Below are 17156 nucleotides of genomic sequence, written 5' to 3'. Positions count from 1 at the left end.
GCACCTCTGCTAAATAGTTAGGGGTGCTTTTTGTATAGATTGCTTGTATGGAAGAGGGAAACGTCACATAAAGTAGAATGATAGTGAAAATAAAGCAGAGAAGGGAGTCAATCTATTGAAAAGAGGGAAAATGACCGTTCAAAAAAAAGGGGCAAGCTTCGGGCTCTTTTTCACCGCACCTGTTTTGGCCTGGGCATTGTATGATTTTGCAAATACGATATTTTCATCGAATATGATCACCATTTTCTTCCCATTTTACTTGCAGGAGACGATAGGTGACAGTGCGAGGATGGATCAAATCGCCAGTACATTTATTTCTTATGCGAACGCACTTGCAAGCTTTTTCCTCGTCATTTTTACGCCTTTATACGGTGTGCTGATTGATCGTACAGGGAAAAAGAAGCGGTATATCACGGTGTTTACCCTGATTTGTATTGCCTGTACCTTTATGATGGGGATCTTTGCTGGGATTGATTTCTCAAGCGAATGGTTTGGTCTTCCTGTCTCCTTATTGGTGGTGGTTACTTTGTTCGTCATCGCCAAATTTTTCTATCACTCTAGTCTTGTTTTTTATGACACCATTTTGCCCGATCTTGGGACAAAGGATGAAATCCCCCTCATTTCTGGATTCGGTATTGCTGTCGGCTATTTAGGTACACTTGTCGGCCTTTCTGTTTATTTACTTGTAGGAAATGACCAGTTTCATGAAGCATTTATTCCGACAGCCCTTTTATTCTTTCTCTTTTTTCTTCCCTTTCTCTTTATTATAAAAGATCCTCAACCTCTCCCGCAGCAAGAGAAAAAGGCGTCTTTTTTCAGCGGGTATAAAGAGATTATTCGTACGTTTAAAGAGATGAAGCAGTACAAACCGGCTTTTATTTTTATGATCGCTTTCTTTTTTATGAATGATGCGTTGCAGACAGCGATTGCGATGATGGCTGTTTATGCGAAAATTATCATTGGCTTTACGGCAGGTCAATTTATTTTGCTTTATCTTGTGTCCACGATTTCAAGTATCATTGGCTCGTTTCTATTCGGATATGTCACAAAGGCCATCGGGGCAAAGCGCTCGATTACAGTCGTGTATGTCATTTTAATTGTGGCGCTCATTCTAGCTGTGACAGCGACAACTGAATGGGTCTTCTGGGTAGCAGGCAGTCTATTCGGAATTTCACTTGGTGCAAGCTGGGGATCATCACGAATCCTCATTATTGAGCTGACGCCTAAAGAAAAACGAGGGCAATTTTTTGGTCTCTTTGCGTTTTCGGGAAAGGTGTCTTCAATCGTCGGTCCCATCATTTATGGCTCCGTCACACTGCTATTTGCAGCACATGGGAATCTCGCAAGCCGTCTTGCATTAGGGTCTTTGCTCATCCTTGCAGCCATAGGACTTGTGATTCATCAATTCGTGCGAGAGAAAGCGTAAAGAAACGTCAACTTTTTACCCATGCTGCCGATATAAAAAGTACAATCTTATATTGAAGAATAGAGGGATTTCCGTGGCTTTAAACAAACAAGAAATTTTACTTGACTCTGGTACTAATGAATTGGAAATTGTGAAGTTTGAAATTGGTTCAAATCAATTCGGCATTAACGTCATGAAAGTAAGAGAAATTATTCAGCCAGTTGAGGTGACAGTTATACCGCACTCTCACCAAGATGTAGAAGGGATGATTAGTTTACGAGGCGAGATTTTACCAGTCATCAATCTATTTTCCTTTTTTAATGTCGAGTCAGATCAGTCAGAACAAGAGAAATACATTGTGACTGAATTCAACCAACGGAAATTTGTGTTCCATACAGGAACGGTATCACAAATTCACCGCGTCAGCTGGGAAGAGATTGAAAAACCAACTGCACTCAATCAAGGAATGGACCGTCATTTAACAGGGATCATCAAGCTTGACGAGAAAATGATTTTCCTTCCAGATTACGAAAAAATCATCTATGATATTGAATCCGCATCTGGCGTAGACACATATCATATGTTTGACGGTGAGAAAGACGAGAGAAGAACAGGGAAGAAGCTGTATGTTGTTGAAGATTCTCCGCTTCTCATGCGCTTATTAACAAATGAATTAACCGAGGCAGGCTATAAAAACATTGTGACCTTTGAAGATGGGAAACAAGCATATGACCATGTCATGGATCTCGTCAGTAAAGGCATTAGTGTGACAGAAGAAATTGATATGATTATTACAGATATAGAAATGCCAAAAATGGATGGACATCGATTAACAAAGCTGCTGAAGGACAATCCTTTAACACAGTCCATTCCAATTCTCATTTTCTCTTCATTAATTACGGACGATCTGCGTCATAAAGGGGAAACCATCGGTGCAGATGATCAAATTAGTAAACCAGAAATTCATCAGCTGATTGAAAAAGTAGATCATTTTATTATCTAAAGAAAAAAACCACTCGCTTTGAGTGGTTTTTCTGTTTAAAAGTAACTTTCCCCGAGACGTTTGAAGACGGGTTTTGTATAATGTGATTTTTGTTTTGTGGCGGCAGGTTTTTCTTTTAAACCGACATACGTTTGAAGTATTTGTTTTGCTCGATTTAATGACATATTCGCTTTCGGATTGCGATATGATTGATTTAAATTTCCTAAGTGTGGCAAAAATTCGAAGTCTTCTTTAGTTGGTGGCAGATGAAAATAATAATCTCCGATTTCAATCAGCACGTCGGACTGTTGTTGACTATATCTGGGATTGTTAGAGAAATGTAGGCCCACTTTTCTTCCTTTACCTTCTTGCAATAGTTTTTGCAGCGCACGTTTTTTCAAAAGATAAAGAAACTTGGGATTTGGTGCGGTTTTAGCATGGCGGTTAACAGTATAAATGGCTTTTGCGATGTTTTCTGCTGTAGGTTCTATGTCTTTAGTATGAGCATAATCGTCCATTTTTTCTCTCCTTTGTCTTTCGTCTTCCTGTGCTTAGTATAAATTATACGTTTTTATTAGTAAATTGCAAATAGAGTTATTGTTAAAAGTGATATATGTATTGGACTTGATAGGCATTTTTTTAATTGTGCACATGACTTGATGTTTATTATAGAAACAAAATGGATTAAATACGCAAAAAATTATTTATAATATGAAAATTGAAAAAATAATTTTGGAAACGTTTTCGTATATTGTGATTCAGAAGGAATTGTTGAGTAAAATGTAATAATATTGTATAATTTCTATATATTTTTAAAAAAGGGTGATTTTATGAAGTTAAGACTAGTAATTTCGTTTGTATTTTTATGTGTATCAATCTTTTTTTCTATCGATGCATCAGCTGCTACTAGCAATTGGCAAACCCCGTATTTTGCTAAATCTACATGTAAGGTAAGAGTATGGACAGATGCTACCAATTATTCTAAAAAAGCTAAAACTGTTGATTTTACAATTGAACAAAATGGTAAATGTGGTGAACTAAGATATGATGCTCATTTGTCTCCAATCGGACTCTATACATATACCGCAAAATTTGAAAGAGGGAGTTTTAAATATAAAACCCCGCTGAAAAAATTAAGTTTAAATCTACCAGAATACAAACATAGAGGATATGAAGCTGTTGTACATGTCGATTTATTTAGTAAGAATGGTAAAGATCTAGGGTATGTAAATTCTAAAACAATTAATATAAAAAAACGTTAGAAAATTCATAAACATGTCTAAAAGTTAATAGCAAATAGATATAACTTAATCCCCTTTTAATAGGGGATTTTTATTGTACAGATCAAAATTAAATAAGTTTTTGATGATTGCAGATCTACCATATGCAAGACAATCAAAGTCAAACATATGGCTTAAAAACATGGACTATTTCGTATGGCTAGAATAAGCACAGTAAAAACAGCCGTTAAAATCAGTTTCACTCGTCATTTTTTTGGCTTCATCCATGGCGCTTTCACTGTTCATGTGTAGACCAATCAACGTACGGCTTGCTGCATCACCTAAAAATGCGCAGTCTTCTGTATGTACAACGTATTGTCCTTGATCATTTTTTGTATGAATAAAATAATAGCTTTTTAGCATACCCCTCACCTCCAACCTGACTATCCTACTATAAAACTTCCAATAATGTAAAGGTTTTTTATTAAAATTGTTGCAATTTTATGCACATTCCTTTTATTTCATAAAAAGGGAAATGTGTTATAAAATATGAAGATCAAAGTCAATGAGAACAGAAAGGACGGTTTAGATTGAAAGATATTTTAACGCCTTTATTGGTCGCTTTTGTCGTTGGAGGCATTGTGTACGTGATAGATGTTCAGCCGATTCATCCTTTTCTTCTTTTTCTCATCTTATTTATTAGCATTTATACAGTCGATAGAATCGTTCATTTTGCTTCAATTCATTTCGATGAGCAGAAAAAATAAGCGTCGTTTATCTTGATACTTCCATGAAAAAAGGACTTTCTATAGAAGAAAGTCCTCAGCGTGTAGACAAACCCTCGCATTCTTTGTCAGTCCTGTGTGCTGGTGCTCACGAATGACAAATTCGCTCCGCGCCAGTACTCGTCCTTCCTAGACTTCAAAGGTTTTCTATCACGCTGAAAAGAAGCAAAAAGGCTAAAATAAACATTATTTTAGCCTTTTTGCTTCATCTATTGTACTCCCTGACCTTTTAATTCACGCTGTACATCTAAGTCAGCAGCTTCTCTGCTGAACTTTGGCAGTGTAATGAAGTAAAAAAGAAAGACGAGTAAAATAATAATACCCATTCCGTAATAAATGTAAGAAACATTGGTGATGAGCTTTGGAAATAACACGGCAATTAAACCTAGCGTCATTGATTGTGCAAACATGGTGAGCGGATCAACCCACCCTGATACGCGTCCCATCAGACGAGGGTGAACAATTCTTGGGAGCCAGCCTCCAATGACAATGTTGACTGGACCAATACATGTACCAATGACAAATGATGTGACATAAAATAACCATAATGTATGGGTAGAACCAAGGACAAAAATTAAAATACCTGCAACTAGAATTGGAATCGACATGAGATATTGCATCTTTACCTTTTTCGCAAGAATAGAGCCAAGTAAGCTTCCAACTAGAAGTCCGGCACCGATCGCGATCGTAAAAAAGGATGTATGCAGTTCAAAATGGTCCGGTGAAAGACCGTATTTCATTGTAAACATCGGAAGAACGGCAAATGCGCCATTCACAAGACCAAAAACAAAAAAGCCAAAAATTAAAGAAGCCAATAATTTATTTTTTAAAATATAGAGAATGCCTTCTTTAAAATCTTTTAGAGACGTTTTAACGGTCATGCCTTTCCAGCCTGCTTGTCCATTAGGCTGTCGTGCTTCAATTGGAATATTGCATGATCGAATAAGAATACCGGAAATAATAAAACTGACCAAATCAATGGTAATGGCACCGTGAAGTCCAATCGTTTTATACATAATGGCACCAATTCCAACACCAAATACCATAAACAAACTAAACAGCATCTGATTTAAACCTGCAGCTTTTGCATATTGATCTTTATTTAAAATGGCCTGAACGAGAGAGGCTTCAGCTGGATAGAAGAACTTCGTAATGGCACTTCGTATAAACAAGATCAAGAAAATAAGCGGTAGTGAATTTAAATAAATGACGATAAATAAAACGATCGTCAGCCCAGCTCGTATCCAATCACAATTCTCTGCGACTTTTTTACGATCAAAACGGTCTGCGACCACACCGACCATAAAAAAGACAAAGATCGTAGGCAGTGAATACATTAACTCTGCTAAAGTGGCGTAAGCGGGCTGATGACTAAAATGATCGAGCAAATAAAAGGCAAACGCCATATTGCCTACTGTTGTCCCCATTTGCGAGGCAAGTGCTGCAAAAAAGAGACGAACAAAATTTCTGTTTTTAAAAATATCCATAAATACGCTCCTTAACCTGAAGATCCCACTTTCTATCATATAAAATTTTAACCATTCGTACAATTGATTTCTCCTACTGGCTAATGGTCACAGGTGTTCCATTTGGAACAATTGAAGCAAGTTCGATGACATTCTGATTGTACATGCGAATGCACCCTCTAGACACAGCTTTACCAATTGAAGACGGGTTATTCGTTCCATGGATGCCGTAATGAACTTTTGAAAGGCTCAGCCAATAGGCGCCAAAGGGACCTCCTGGGTTTGGCTGTCTGTTGACAATATAATAAGAACCAGTCGGTGTCATGTTTAATATTCTGCCAGTTGCAATCGGGTATGAGCGCAAGAGCTGTGATCCAGAAAACAGCACGAGACGTTTCGCTGAAATTGACACAGATATGCGGTAAGGGATCGTGTTAGGATCCGGTAACCCAGGGATGATGATGACTTCATTTTGTTCTGGCTCGCGGGCTTGAAGTGACGGATTTGCAGCCTTTAAATCCTCTGTCGTTGTTCGAAAATCAAGTGCTATAGAAGCAAGTGTTTCTCCACTTTTTACCGTGTATCGCAGCACGAAAGCACACTCCTTTTACTCAAATAAAAGAAGCCATGATCCCCGCCTCACATATACTATATGGACGGGATCAGGCCCAGTAAGGTTTCTCCTAACATTTGTCATGAGAATGATCTTTGTTTATACATATGCAGGAAAAGGTGATTTGGCTTCTCTTTACACGTGAGATGTTAAGGTGAAAAAAGTGATTTCAGGTTTGGCTAAAAACCGAAGCGGCAGTCTAGTTGTCCCAAGCCCTCGGTTGACATAGATACGGTGCTGATAGCTACCGTATAAGCCTTCGACATATGTACGCCCAAAAGGTGCTGTGAGAATCGGTCCATAGAAAGGAAGCTGTATTTGACCGCCATGCGTATGCCCAGAAAGCTGCAAGTTAATAGGTGTTGTTTCAAGTTCTAGTGCGGCATCAGGCTCGTGCACAAGCAATAACGTAAAGAGATCAGAAGAGACTTCTCGTTTGATGAAATGGTAATCAGGCATACTCATCATGAGATCATCCAGTGTAGCGATCTGTATGCGTCCGCCTTCTTTTTCTAAGTGAAACACTTCATTTTTACATAATGTAAAACCGCAAGCTTTCATCGTTTCTTCATATACATCAATGCCAAAGGGTCCGTAGTCATGATTTCCGCATATGGCAAACTTTCCAAACGGAGCATCAAGCTTAGACAAAGAGGCTTTGGCTTTTTCATGTTCTTCAATCGATGCTTCAAAATCAACAAGGTCACCTGTAAACACAATGAGATCTGGAGATGCAGCGTTGATCTTTTGGACAACAGTCTCTAAATCTTTTGCCGAAAATGTATCACTTAAATGAACATCACTAAATTGCGCAATTTTAAATTGGTCAAAAGAAGCCGGTAGCTGAGCATCATGAATGGTGAGTGATACGGTGTCGATCATGCGCGGCTCAATGTACCGAGCATAGCCATAACCGGATGTGGTCGCCAAAAGTCCGAGAATACTCGCACCAGCTGCTCCTTTTAAAAACTGCCTACGGGAAAGTTGCTTCATATAAGACTCCTTTAAAAATAAAATTAAGTATAGCATGATTTTTGATGAATCTCCTATATGGTGCATGGAGGGGGAATCATGATATGATAGACGAATAATGAATGAATAGTCATTCAAAACACACAAAGGGGGAGAACAAATGACGAAGCAAACAGTGATTGTCACAGGAGGATCAAGCGGAATGGGAAAGGCGATGGCGACTCATTTGGCACTCGGGGGCTGGAATGTTGTGATTACTGGAAGAACAGAAGAGACCCTTGAAACAACGGCAAATGAAATCAAACAGAAAGGTGGTTCGATCGCTTATTTTCAAATGGACGTGCGACATCCAGAAGATGCTGATCAAATGGTGAAGTTTGCGGTAGATACATTTGGTGATGTGGATGCACTTATTAATAACGCAGCAGGGAACTTTTTAGTTCCAGCAGAAAAACTGTCTCCTAACGGCTGGAAAGCGGTCATTGATATTGTGCTAAATGGCACCTTTTTTTGCAGCCATGCAGTGGGCAACTATTGGATTCGTCAAAAGAAAAGTGGAAGTATGATCAACATGGTCGCCACATATGCATGGGGGGCTGGTGTTGGTGTAGCGCATTCAGCAGCCGCAAAAGCAGGCGTACTGTCGCTTACCCGAACGCTTGCAGTCGAATGGGGAAAGCAATATCGAATTCGCGTAAATGCCATTGCGCCGGGGCCCATTGAAAGAACAGGTGGTGCAGATAAACTGTGGGAATCAGAAGAGGCTGCCCAAAGAACATTAGATAGTGTTCCGCTCGGTAGACTTGGCACACCAGAAGAAATTGCAGAACTTGCGAGTTTCTTATTATCTGAGCATGCATCTTATATTAATGGAGATTGTATCACGATGGATGGGGGGCAATGGCTCAACCAATCACCATTTTGAATGACCGTGTAAGACCTGCTTTTGATATGGTATAATCACACAAAGAGAGAAGCAGGTGATGAAAATGGTCGATCCATTGGATATTTTAACGAATATTGAAGATGTTTTCCCGCACTATCAAGCGATCTTCAGTGCGGAGGAACAAAAAGTGATAGGCTATGAGATTCTTGGAAGAATGAAGCTTGAGTCGGGAACAGTTAGTCTAGGCTCCTTCTTTACGGATTCATCTATTCCTGACGAATATAAATTGGAAGTAGATCACAAAGTATTAAGTCAAGCGCTTGATCTCTTCACAACCGCAGATGAAGATTTGCTCATCTTTATTAATCATGATGCGAATGTCCTCATGCTTGATCATGGCGAAAGTTTTTTAGAACTTTTAAAAGAATATGAAGCAAGGGGTATTCAGCTTAGCCGGTTTGTCATTGAAATTACTGAACATACGTTTAGCGGCGACATTGAACAACTTTACCATACGTTAACGTATTATCGTACATATGGGATCAAAATCGCCGTATCTAATATAGGAAAAGAAAGCAGCAATCTTGACCGGATTGCTCTGCTTTCACCTGATCTATTAAAAATAGATCTTCAGGCTTTAAGAGCTTCGTCTCCATCTCCTTCCTATGAATATGTGTTATACAGCATTTCACTTCTTGCAAGAAAAATAGGAGCGGCTTTAATCTATGAAGACATTGAAGCAAATTTTCAGCTGCAATATGCATGGAGAAATGGCGGAAGATATTTTCAAGGCTTCTACCTTCACGAGCCTGCCGCACAATTAATTGACCGTAACAAACGAAAAGAGCAGCTTAAAGAAGAATTTCAACAATTCATTGCCCATGAGAAAAAGAAACTCCAAGCTGTCTATGAACATTCTGAAACCTTTTATAAGCGAATTCATCAAGCCGTCAGTACGTTAAAAAAATCATGCAGCACAAATGATGAACTTATACAAAAACTGGCACTTGAACTAACCGATTGCAGCTTTCGCATTTATATGTGTAATGAAGAAGGGTTTCAAATCACTGGAAATGTGTTTAAGAAAGAGAAAGAATGGCTGTTTCAGCCAGAGTATATAGAGAAAAACTGGAGCTGGCGCCCTTATTTTCTAGCAAATATTCTTCAAATGAGAATTAGCGGAAAAGGATTTTTCAGCGATATCTACAGTGATTTAGAAACTGGAGAACGAATACGTACGTTTTCTTATCCGTTAGAGGGAGACGTGTATTTGTTTGTAGATCTTCCGTATGCTTATCTATATGAGCAGGAAGGATTAATTTAAAAGCAGCCGTCAAGGCTGTTTTTTTTATTAGAAAAAAGATAGAAAAAATGGTTGACAATGAAACTGATAATCATTATCATTTAGTTATAGAGAGAAGCTACTCTCTGTTCCCCAACCCCTCTATCAGATCAAGATCCAAAAAACTTGGCGCTACCCCCGCCAAGTTTTTTTTGTGCGCCAATCATTTCCTTCATGCATAGGACATCCCAATTCATCCATACACCTTAAATGATGATAGTTAGACAGTAGGAGGGAAAAGTCATGATCAAACGTGACAAGCGGCTGCTGATTGATTTACCAATGCCAGATCACCCAGATGCAAATGGTGCAGCGGCTGTGCAAGAATTACTCGGCGGAAAATTTGGTGAAATGTCCACATTAAATAACTACATGTTTCAATCGTTTAACTTTAGAGGGAAACGAAAGCTCAAACCATTTTATGATCTTGTATCAAGTATTACAGCTGAAGAATTCGGTCATGTAGAGCTTGTGACAACTGCAGTCAATCTCATGATTACGGGAACCACCCATGGGGGCGATCCAGATACGACCCCGATGAAAGCGGCTGTTGATAAACGAAATACGCAGCATTTTATCCAAACGGCACAAACAGGCTATCCGTTTGACTCCATGGCAAAGCCGTGGACAGGTGAGAATGTGTTCTCAAGTGGTAATCTGATTCTGGATCTTCTTCATAACTTCTTCCTAGAGTGCGGAGCTCGCACGCATAAAATGCGTGTATATGAAATGACTGATCACCCTACGGCAAGAGAAATGATCGGTTATTTACTTGTCAGAGGCGGCGTTCATGTTGTGGCGTATGCAAAAGCCCTTGAGGTAGCGACAGGGGTAGATGTTGGGAAGATGCTGCCAATTCCAAATCTCGACAATAAATACTTTGACTCTGCAAGAAAGTTTGAAGATCAGAATATTCATACAAAACTGTATACATTTAGTGATACGGATTATAAGGATATCAATCAAATTTGGAAAGGAAACCATCCGATTGATGGAAAGCCGCTGACAGTTATTGAGGGCACGCCAAAAGGTGCACCCGTGCCAGATTATAGAGATTTGCCGGAAGAGTTTGCTCCAGGTATTTCGAAAGAAGATTTTGACGAAATTGCGAAACGCCTGATGAGATCGGCCGGTTTATAAAAAACAAGATGCATGAGAAAAGAAAAAAGACTCAAAATAAAAAAACAGATTCTTTTTCTTTTTTTGAATTCAAGAGGAAAAATATCATCTGAGAACACTTTATGGTATGATGCTTTGTAGGACTTGTGTATAATCAATACGGGTTCATCTTGAGTTGTTTTTTTGAAAGGAGTCTTTTTTTAGAATGTCACAATTAATGGGTATCATTACAAGGCTGCAAAGTCTTCAAGAGACAGCAGAAGCTGCAAACGAGCCGGCACAGCGTTATTTCGAAGTGAACGGTGAGAAAATCTGTAGTGTTAAGTATTTCGAAAAGAATCAAACGTTTGAATTGACTGTTTTTCAACAAGGGGATAAGCCAAACACTTTCCCATTTGACAACATTGATATGATTTCGATTGAGATTTTTGAGCTTCTACAATCCTAAGCTGAATCGTATGAAATGTTTTTTCTAAGAATTCCTTCGTTGATTACGGAAGCATACACTTCATAAGTGATGAACAAATGGAAGATGATCATTCAGTGCAATATTCGGATAAGAGACCATTAAAAAGGAGTTCCTTTCTGTGAGTGATTCTTTTTTCTTTAATCTTTCTGAAGAGCATTTAGCGTTTTCTGATGTTGTCATGAGAATGAAAGACTTTATTCAGAAAGACCCGAGATCTGTTTATGTACTATCAATTGGTACGGACTCTCAGGTCAATCAGAATGTCACAAGATTTATGACTGCAATTCATCTTCACCGGATCGGCAAAGGAGCTTGGGGCTGTCTCACGCAGCAAGTGTTGAATCGGCCTGTACAAAGTCTTAGAGAAAAAATTTCATTAGAAACAGCGTTTAGCCAAAAGGTATGTGCAGACATCCTTGAGGGACCTTTAACAGAACTGATGGATTTGCTTCTTCCGTTTGCTGAGGAAGGGGCAGACCTTCGTTTTGAAGTCCATCTAGATATTGGCAAAAAAGGAAGTACAAAAGAGCTGATCCAGGAAATGACCGGAATGATCACAGTCATGGGAATTGAAGCAAAAATAAAACCCGACTCATACGCAGCATTTTGCTACGCCAATCGATACACAAAATAAATTCCGTCATTTTTCTCCAAACGTTGTCGAAACGTGCGGTTGACGATTCGATTCTAGTTCCTTATTCTAGCTGTATAGAGAGGAAGCAGACATTCAAACGCCTGCTAATCAATATAAAAGCATATATGAAACAGGGGGCCTGATGTTGAATGAGCGTCATCGAAAATCGTTTTAATGAAGAAGAGAAAAAGCTATTATTAAACGTATTACTGAATCAGGAATATGCTGTCGAATTACTAAGCAGTGAGATCAATGATATAGAATGTGGAACAAAAAATGTCGACGACAATACGTATAAGAAATTGATCACATTGTATGACAGAGTAAGGTTTGAGAATTAATATCGATTGAACATTCTATTAGATACTCTACGCTGAGTATCTTTTTTATGCAGAAAAAAAATCTTTCGACAAAATTCGTTTTAGTTTATGCTTAATGTTAAAGGGGAATGTATGATTGATGATTGAGAGAAAAGGGGTCGAAGAAACATGATAGAGATAGAACCGGCTCAATTACTTGAGTCAACAGTAGCTGAGCATATGATTGATGCAGATAAAGTGGCACACGTTCAAATTGGAAATAATCTTGAGCACGCCCTATTGGTCCTGACAAAAACAGGATATACAGCGATACCTGTTCTGGATGCTTCTTATCACCTTCATGGGTTAATTGGAACAAATATGATCATGGATAAAATCTTTGGCTTAGAACGAATTGAATTTGAAAAGCTCGACCAATTGAAGGTAGAAGAGGTCATGCTATCAGATATTCCAAGACTGAAAACGACGGATCCTGTTTTAAAAGGCGTTCACGCTGTGACGAATAATGGATTTGTTTGTGTGGAAAATGAAGAGCAAGTATTCGAAGGAATTTTCACTCGGCGTGTTGTATTAAAGCGCTTAAATGAAGTCATTCATTCCGCAAAAAAATGAGCTGTAGCCCAGCTTATTTTTTTTGCCTTCATAAGCTATTATTTATATAATGACTATATAAAATAAGAAAAACTTATCAAGAGAAGGAGGGCGTTCATGCAGCTTCAAGAGTTACATATGCTTGTTGTACTTAGTGAGGAATTGAATATGAGAAAGGCTTCAGAGCGGCTCTTTGTCTCTCAGCCTGCCTTATCTCAAAGGCTGCAAACGATTGAAAAAGAGTGGGGAACCAAAATCTTTTTTCGTTCACAAAAAGGCTTGACAGTCACTTCAGCTGGCGAACAGATTATTCAATTCGCCAAAGAGGTCACGACTGAGCAGGATCGAGTGCGAGAGAGAATTGACGAGCTTGAAGGAGAAATTCACGGTACACTCAAGCTTGCCGTTGCGTCCATTATTGGTCAGCACTGGCTGCCAAAGGTGCTGAAGCGGTATGTCGAGAAATACCCAAATGCCAAAGTATCTCTTGTGACAGGCTGGAGCAGTGAGATGCTTAAAAGTCTGTATGAAGACCATGTCCATATTGGCATCATTCGCGGGAATCCTGATTGGAAGGGCACAAAGGAATACTTAATGACCGATCATTTATATTTAGTCGATTCTGTCATCAAGGACGTGGATGAGTTAATTGAGACAGAACGCCCGTTTATTCAATTTAAAAGTGATAGCACCTATTATCAAGAAATTCAGCACTGGTGGCATCAAAAGTTTAAAGTGTCGCCAAAACAGACGATTCTTGTGGACCAGATTGAGACATGTAAACAAATGGCCTATCACGGTATCGGCTACGCCATTTTGCCTTCGGTCACCTTATATGATCATGAGAAAAGCGTACACAAAACCCCGCTCGTAGACGCAAATGGAGAGCAAATCGGACGTGACACGTGGCTGTTAGGATATGAAGCCTCTTTTCAGTTAAAACAAGTTCAAGCATTTGTTGGTGTGGTGAAAGAAATGCTTGAAAGTGAGGCAGTGTAAGTACTTCTAGAAGAGGAGGTGCTTTTTTAGGATAAGTGGTTTGATTAGGTTTCTAATAGATTTATCTACTGAAAAAGCAGAAAGCTGGAAGAAATGATGAGAAATCAACAAAAAAAGAAGATGGATATACCGAAGTGGGGAACTTATTTACGCGAGAGATGGCGTGGACGTTTTGCAAGTCATCTTTCTTTAGAAGAACAAAAAGAGATAGGGATGGATGGCTTCCTATGGCACTTATGCAGCTGGGAAAAAGTTGAATGCCTTGAAAAAGAGGCAGCGATAAACGCCTTTCATCAGCAATCAAAGCATACATGTACTATTTTTTATCAATTTACTCAAGAAGCGTATCTGTTTGAAAACGCCGATGACCTGTCAGTGAAGGAACTGCCGTATACAGACGGACACATGGACTATAGCGATCTGTATGTCATGGATTGGGAAGAAAATTGGACATTTGTGATGACGCACGAATCCGATTGCGGTCCATATTTTATTCAGAAATAAAAAAACGAGTGACATAGGGTCACGATCAATTATAGCCGCCTTCCAATTGGAATGAGCGGTTTTTTGATGTACGTCATGTTTATTTTGAACAGCACCTTTTCATAAAACATTTGACAATGAAAATCATTATCATTTAAAGTGTACATATAATAATTGAAAATGATTATCATTTAGATGAGGTGACCAATAGATGAAAGCACTAATTGCATTTGCGAGTATGTCTGGCAATACGGAAGACATGGCAGCGATCTTAAAACAAACGCTTGAAGGAAAAGGGATAGAGACAGAGATGATGGAATTTGACGACACAAGTGCAGAAGATCTTTCTTCATACGATTATGTCATGATCGGCTCTTATACATGGGGGGACGGTGATTTACCTTATGAAGCTGAAGATTTTTATGAAGAGGTCTCAGCACTTGAACTTAGTCACATCAAAGCGGCGGTATTTGGATCAGGCGATTACAGTTATCCGAAGTTTTGCGAGGCTGTTCATACCTTTCATGACATGCTGAAATCGACAGGTGCATCCGTATTTCCTGAAACATTGAAAATGGAACTTGCGCCAGATACAGATGAAGATGTGGCGTGCTGTGAGGAGTTTGCAACAAGCTTTTTAACGTGGGCATCATTGTCTGAGAAAAGAGTTGAAAATCATGTTTCATAAAGGTGCGACAGCTGTTGCTGCGTCTAAAAGTGGCGGCTACTTTGTTGCTGTCAAACGAGAAGGTATTTTTCATTACAGTGTGGAGGGCGGATGGCAGCAGCTTTTTAAGCTCAAGCATAAAATCCACGCTATCAGTTATATTGGTCCGTATTTGTTCGGAGTTGGTGAAAATGGAACTGTCATACGATCAGGAGATGAGGGCCACACATGGGCGCTATCATCTTTTCCAACAAATGCAGTTGTTTGGTCTATTACAGGACGCAAAGATGGGTTTGTATGCGCACATGGAAAGCATAGTATTTATGTGTCAACCGATTTCGGAATTTCCTGGGAAATTATGAAGCCGTTTGCTCATGTGAATCAGCCCCCTGTGATTCGTTCATTATGTGTAGCCGGTGATTATCTTTATATTGGAACGCAGATTCATGAGGTGCATGGAGGAATATGGGTGTATGACTTGCAAAGTGAACAGATTTTTCTCCTAAACAGAGAAGAGCACCGAATGACTGCTTCTATGCTGCTTTGCAGGGAACACCTCCTTGTCTGTGCGTTGGGCTCTAAAAAAGGGAAAAGAGGGTCTGTTCAAATTTTAGACTTACATACAAATATGCTGCATGATATTCAATCACAAGCTTTTGCGCGAGAGGAATCATTTTTGGATGTGTCAGAGGATAACGGCATTGTGTACGTGACCACCTCACAGGATGAGCATGGATTTTCTAAGGTGTATCAGCTTGATATAGAGCAAAAAGAGCTCAAGTGGTTTGATACGATCAAAGGGCACGGTTTTCGTGTCGCCAATCAAAAGGAGAATTTTTTTTGTGCGGGTTTATATGAAAGTAAGTTTGTCAGGCCTTATGAGGAACCTGCACTGATTCATTAATAAGGAGGAAGAAAAAGTGACGAAAAAAGTTTTATTGGTGTATGCCACAATGTCAGGAAATACAGAAGCAATGGCTGATTTAATCGAAAAAGGATTAAAGGAAGCTGGGGCTAGCGTGGACCGGCATGAAGCGATGGATATTGATGCTGAACTTCTTCATGATTACTCGCACATTCTGTTAGGTGCATATACTTGGGGAGATGGTGATCTTCCAGATGATTTTATTGATCTATATGAGGAAATGGAAGAGCTTGATTTGACGGGTAAAGCATTTGCTGTATTCGGTTCTGGAGATACATCTTATGAACATTTTTGCGGAGCTGTGGATTTAATTGAAGAAAAAGTGAAGGAGCTGGGCGGTGATATCGTCCTACCATCCATCAAAATTGAGCTGAATCCAGAAGGAAACGAGGAAGAGGAATTGATTTCTTTTGGTAGACAATTTGTTCATCTTCACCAGCAAGAAGCGGGATAAAGAGGCCCGCTTGTTTTATTTGCCAAGGCGCAAGTAATTCTTTCACTTGTCATTAAAACTCTCCTTTGGTACAGTAATGAAGTATAAATTAAGAGGAGGACATACATACATGAAACAAATGGACGCTAATGAAATTATTTCATTTATTCAAAATAGTACAAAATCAACACCTGTTAAAGTCTACATTAAAGGGGACTTAGAAGGTATTGAATTTGGTGAACATGCAAAAACATTTATCACAGGTAATACTGGTGTTGTCTTCGGTGAGTGGAGCGAAATTCAAGAAGCTCTAGCATCAAACAAAGACAAAATTGAAGATGTTGTCGTGGAAAATGACCGTCGTAACTCTGCGATTCCTATGTTGGATTTGAAAAACATCAAAGCACGTATTGAGCCAGGTGCAATTATTCGTGATCAAGTGGAAATTGGCGATAATGCAGTCATCATGATGGGTGCATCTATTAATATCGGTTCAGTCATCGGTGAAGGTACGATGATTGATATGAACGTTGTTCTTGGCGGCCGTGCGACAGTAGGTAAGAACTGTCATATCGGTGCGGGATCTGTTCTTGCAGGTGTTATTGAGCCGCCTTCTGCTAAGCCAGTTGTAGTAGAAGATGATGTTGTCATCGGTGCAAACGCTGTTGTTTTAGAAGGTGTGACAATTGGAAAAGGTGCAGTTGTAGCAGCTGGAGCGATCGTTGTGAACGATGTCGAGCCTTACACGGTTGTAGCAGGTACACCTGCAAAGAAAATCAAAGACATTGATGAAAAAACAAAAGGTAAAACTGAAATCAAACAAGAACTGCGTCAGCTTTAATTGA

General features: G+C 39.3%; 22 protein-coding genes. 17 read left to right on the top strand and 5 right to left on the bottom strand.

The genetic code is table 11. From position 1 onward, the window contains the following. The first annotated feature begins 115 nt into the window (after nt 1-115). Both MHH23_RS14375 and MHH23_RS14370 read left to right on the top strand, forming a co-directional pair. Nucleotides 116-1426 (top strand): MFS transporter, encoded by a 1311-nt coding sequence (locus MHH23_RS14375; protein ID WP_007498688.1) that lies wholly within the window; start codon nt 116-118, stop codon nt 1424-1426. A gap of 73 nt (nt 1427-1499) precedes the next feature. Further along, entirely contained in the window at nt 1500-2408 is a 909-nt protein-coding gene (locus MHH23_RS14370; protein WP_024719666.1) for a chemotaxis protein, read from the top strand. 35 nt (nt 2409-2443) lie between these two features. Here the strand turns inward: MHH23_RS14370 and MHH23_RS14365 are convergent, their stop codons facing one another. Beyond that, complete coding sequence (locus MHH23_RS14365) at nt 2444-2905, bottom strand: YkyB family protein (RefSeq protein WP_007498684.1); 462 nt, start codon at nt 2903-2905, stop codon at nt 2444-2446. Nucleotides 2906-3217: 312 nt separating this feature from the next. Between MHH23_RS14365 and MHH23_RS14360 the strand changes: the two genes are divergently transcribed. Next, nucleotides 3218-3649 carry a hypothetical protein gene (locus MHH23_RS14360; protein WP_178930097.1) on the top strand — a complete coding sequence of 144 codons (432 nt, stop codon included), beginning with the start codon at nt 3218-3220 and terminating at the stop codon, nt 3647-3649. Nucleotides 3650-3814: 165 nt separating this feature from the next. Here MHH23_RS14360 and MHH23_RS14355 read toward each other — a convergent pair whose 3' ends face one another. Continuing rightward, nucleotides 3815-4030: a hypothetical protein gene (locus tag MHH23_RS14355; RefSeq protein WP_008348016.1), complete on the bottom strand. Its 216-nt coding sequence runs from the start codon at nt 4028-4030 to the stop codon at nt 3815-3817. Between the two features lie 167 nt (nt 4031-4197). Between MHH23_RS14355 and MHH23_RS14350 the strand changes: the two genes are divergently transcribed. Continuing rightward, entirely contained in the window at nt 4198-4374 is a 177-nt protein-coding gene (locus tag MHH23_RS14350) for a hypothetical protein (RefSeq protein ID WP_340959700.1), read from the top strand. Between the two features lie 227 nt (nt 4375-4601). On the opposite strand, the gene MHH23_RS14345 is transcribed toward MHH23_RS14350, so the two are convergent. The 3 genes from MHH23_RS14345 to MHH23_RS14335 all read right to left on the bottom strand — a co-directional run bounded on the left by MHH23_RS14345 (nt 4602) and on the right by MHH23_RS14335 (nt 7464). Beyond that, nucleotides 4602-5879, bottom strand: coding sequence for an MFS transporter (locus tag MHH23_RS14345; protein WP_251210769.1), 1278 nt, complete (start codon nt 5877-5879; stop codon nt 4602-4604). A gap of 73 nt (nt 5880-5952) precedes the next feature. After that, nucleotides 5953-6450 carry a L,D-transpeptidase family protein gene (locus tag MHH23_RS14340; RefSeq protein WP_073414335.1) on the bottom strand — a complete coding sequence of 166 codons (498 nt, stop codon included), beginning with the start codon at nt 6448-6450 and terminating at the stop codon, nt 5953-5955. A gap of 156 nt (nt 6451-6606) precedes the next feature. Further along, nucleotides 6607-7464 (bottom strand): metallophosphoesterase, encoded by an 858-nt coding sequence (locus MHH23_RS14335; protein WP_024719571.1) that lies wholly within the window; start codon nt 7462-7464, stop codon nt 6607-6609. Nucleotides 7465-7603: 139 nt separating this feature from the next. On the opposite strand from MHH23_RS14335, the gene fadH reads away from it, so the two are divergent. The 13 genes from fadH (at nt 7604) to dapD (ending at nt 17152) form a co-directional block, all read left to right on the top strand. Then, nucleotides 7604-8368 carry a 2,4-dienoyl-CoA reductase gene (fadH, locus tag MHH23_RS14330; protein ID WP_138278462.1) on the top strand — a complete coding sequence of 255 codons (765 nt, stop codon included), beginning with the start codon at nt 7604-7606 and terminating at the stop codon, nt 8366-8368. 64 nt (nt 8369-8432) lie between these two features. Continuing rightward, nucleotides 8433-9653: an EAL domain-containing protein gene (locus MHH23_RS14325; RefSeq protein WP_039168704.1), complete on the top strand. Its 1221-nt coding sequence runs from the start codon at nt 8433-8435 to the stop codon at nt 9651-9653. Between the two features lie 261 nt (nt 9654-9914). Then, the gene (locus MHH23_RS14320) at nt 9915-10811 is read left to right on the top strand and encodes a manganese catalase family protein (RefSeq protein ID WP_019743902.1); all 897 of its coding nucleotides are present in this window, start codon (nt 9915-9917) and stop codon (nt 10809-10811) included. Nucleotides 10812-10995: 184 nt separating this feature from the next. Next, nucleotides 10996-11238 (top strand): YkuJ family protein, encoded by a 243-nt coding sequence (locus MHH23_RS14315; protein WP_003212254.1) that lies wholly within the window; start codon nt 10996-10998, stop codon nt 11236-11238. Between the two features lie 139 nt (nt 11239-11377). Beyond that, complete coding sequence (locus MHH23_RS14310) at nt 11378-11893, top strand: ribonuclease H-like YkuK family protein (RefSeq protein WP_340959697.1); 516 nt, start codon at nt 11378-11380, stop codon at nt 11891-11893. Between the two features lie 149 nt (nt 11894-12042). Beyond that, entirely contained in the window at nt 12043-12234 is a 192-nt protein-coding gene (gene abbA / locus MHH23_RS14305; protein WP_008347999.1) for an antirepressor AbbA, read from the top strand. Between the two features lie 147 nt (nt 12235-12381). Further along, nucleotides 12382-12825: a cyclic-di-AMP-binding protein CbpB gene (gene cbpB / locus MHH23_RS14300; RefSeq protein WP_007498671.1), complete on the top strand. Its 444-nt coding sequence runs from the start codon at nt 12382-12384 to the stop codon at nt 12823-12825. A 96-nt stretch (nt 12826-12921) separates the two neighbouring features. Continuing rightward, nucleotides 12922-13803: a LysR family transcriptional regulator gene (locus MHH23_RS14295; protein WP_039168691.1), complete on the top strand. Its 882-nt coding sequence runs from the start codon at nt 12922-12924 to the stop codon at nt 13801-13803. 96 nt (nt 13804-13899) lie between these two features. Further along, complete coding sequence (locus tag MHH23_RS14290; protein WP_178897118.1) at nt 13900-14307, top strand: DUF4275 family protein; 408 nt, start codon at nt 13900-13902, stop codon at nt 14305-14307. Between the two features lie 190 nt (nt 14308-14497). After that, a complete protein-coding gene (locus MHH23_RS14285; protein WP_008347992.1) occupies nt 14498-14974 on the top strand; it encodes a flavodoxin in 477 nt (158 codons plus the stop codon). Next, nucleotides 14964-15857: a WD40/YVTN/BNR-like repeat-containing protein gene (locus tag MHH23_RS14280; RefSeq protein ID WP_045034210.1), complete on the top strand. Its 894-nt coding sequence runs from the start codon at nt 14964-14966 to the stop codon at nt 15855-15857. The genes MHH23_RS14285 and MHH23_RS14280 overlap by 11 nt, the downstream gene beginning before the upstream one ends. A gap of 16 nt (nt 15858-15873) precedes the next feature. After that, nucleotides 15874-16332, top strand: coding sequence for a flavodoxin (locus MHH23_RS14275; protein ID WP_008347989.1), 459 nt, complete (start codon nt 15874-15876; stop codon nt 16330-16332). A gap of 109 nt (nt 16333-16441) precedes the next feature. Next, nucleotides 16442-17152 carry a 2,3,4,5-tetrahydropyridine-2,6-dicarboxylate N-acetyltransferase gene (dapD, locus tag MHH23_RS14270; RefSeq protein WP_008347987.1) on the top strand — a complete coding sequence of 237 codons (711 nt, stop codon included), beginning with the start codon at nt 16442-16444 and terminating at the stop codon, nt 17150-17152. Nucleotides 17153-17156: the final 4 nt, after the last annotated feature.

Source organism: Bacillus sp. FSL K6-3458, assembly GCF_038005045.1.
In the GTDB taxonomy this organism is placed as follows: domain Bacteria; phylum Bacillota; class Bacilli; order Bacillales; family Bacillaceae; genus Bacillus; species Bacillus altitudinis.
Note: the sequence above shows the minus strand (reverse complement) of the source record. Positions and strands in the feature narration are given on the sequence as shown.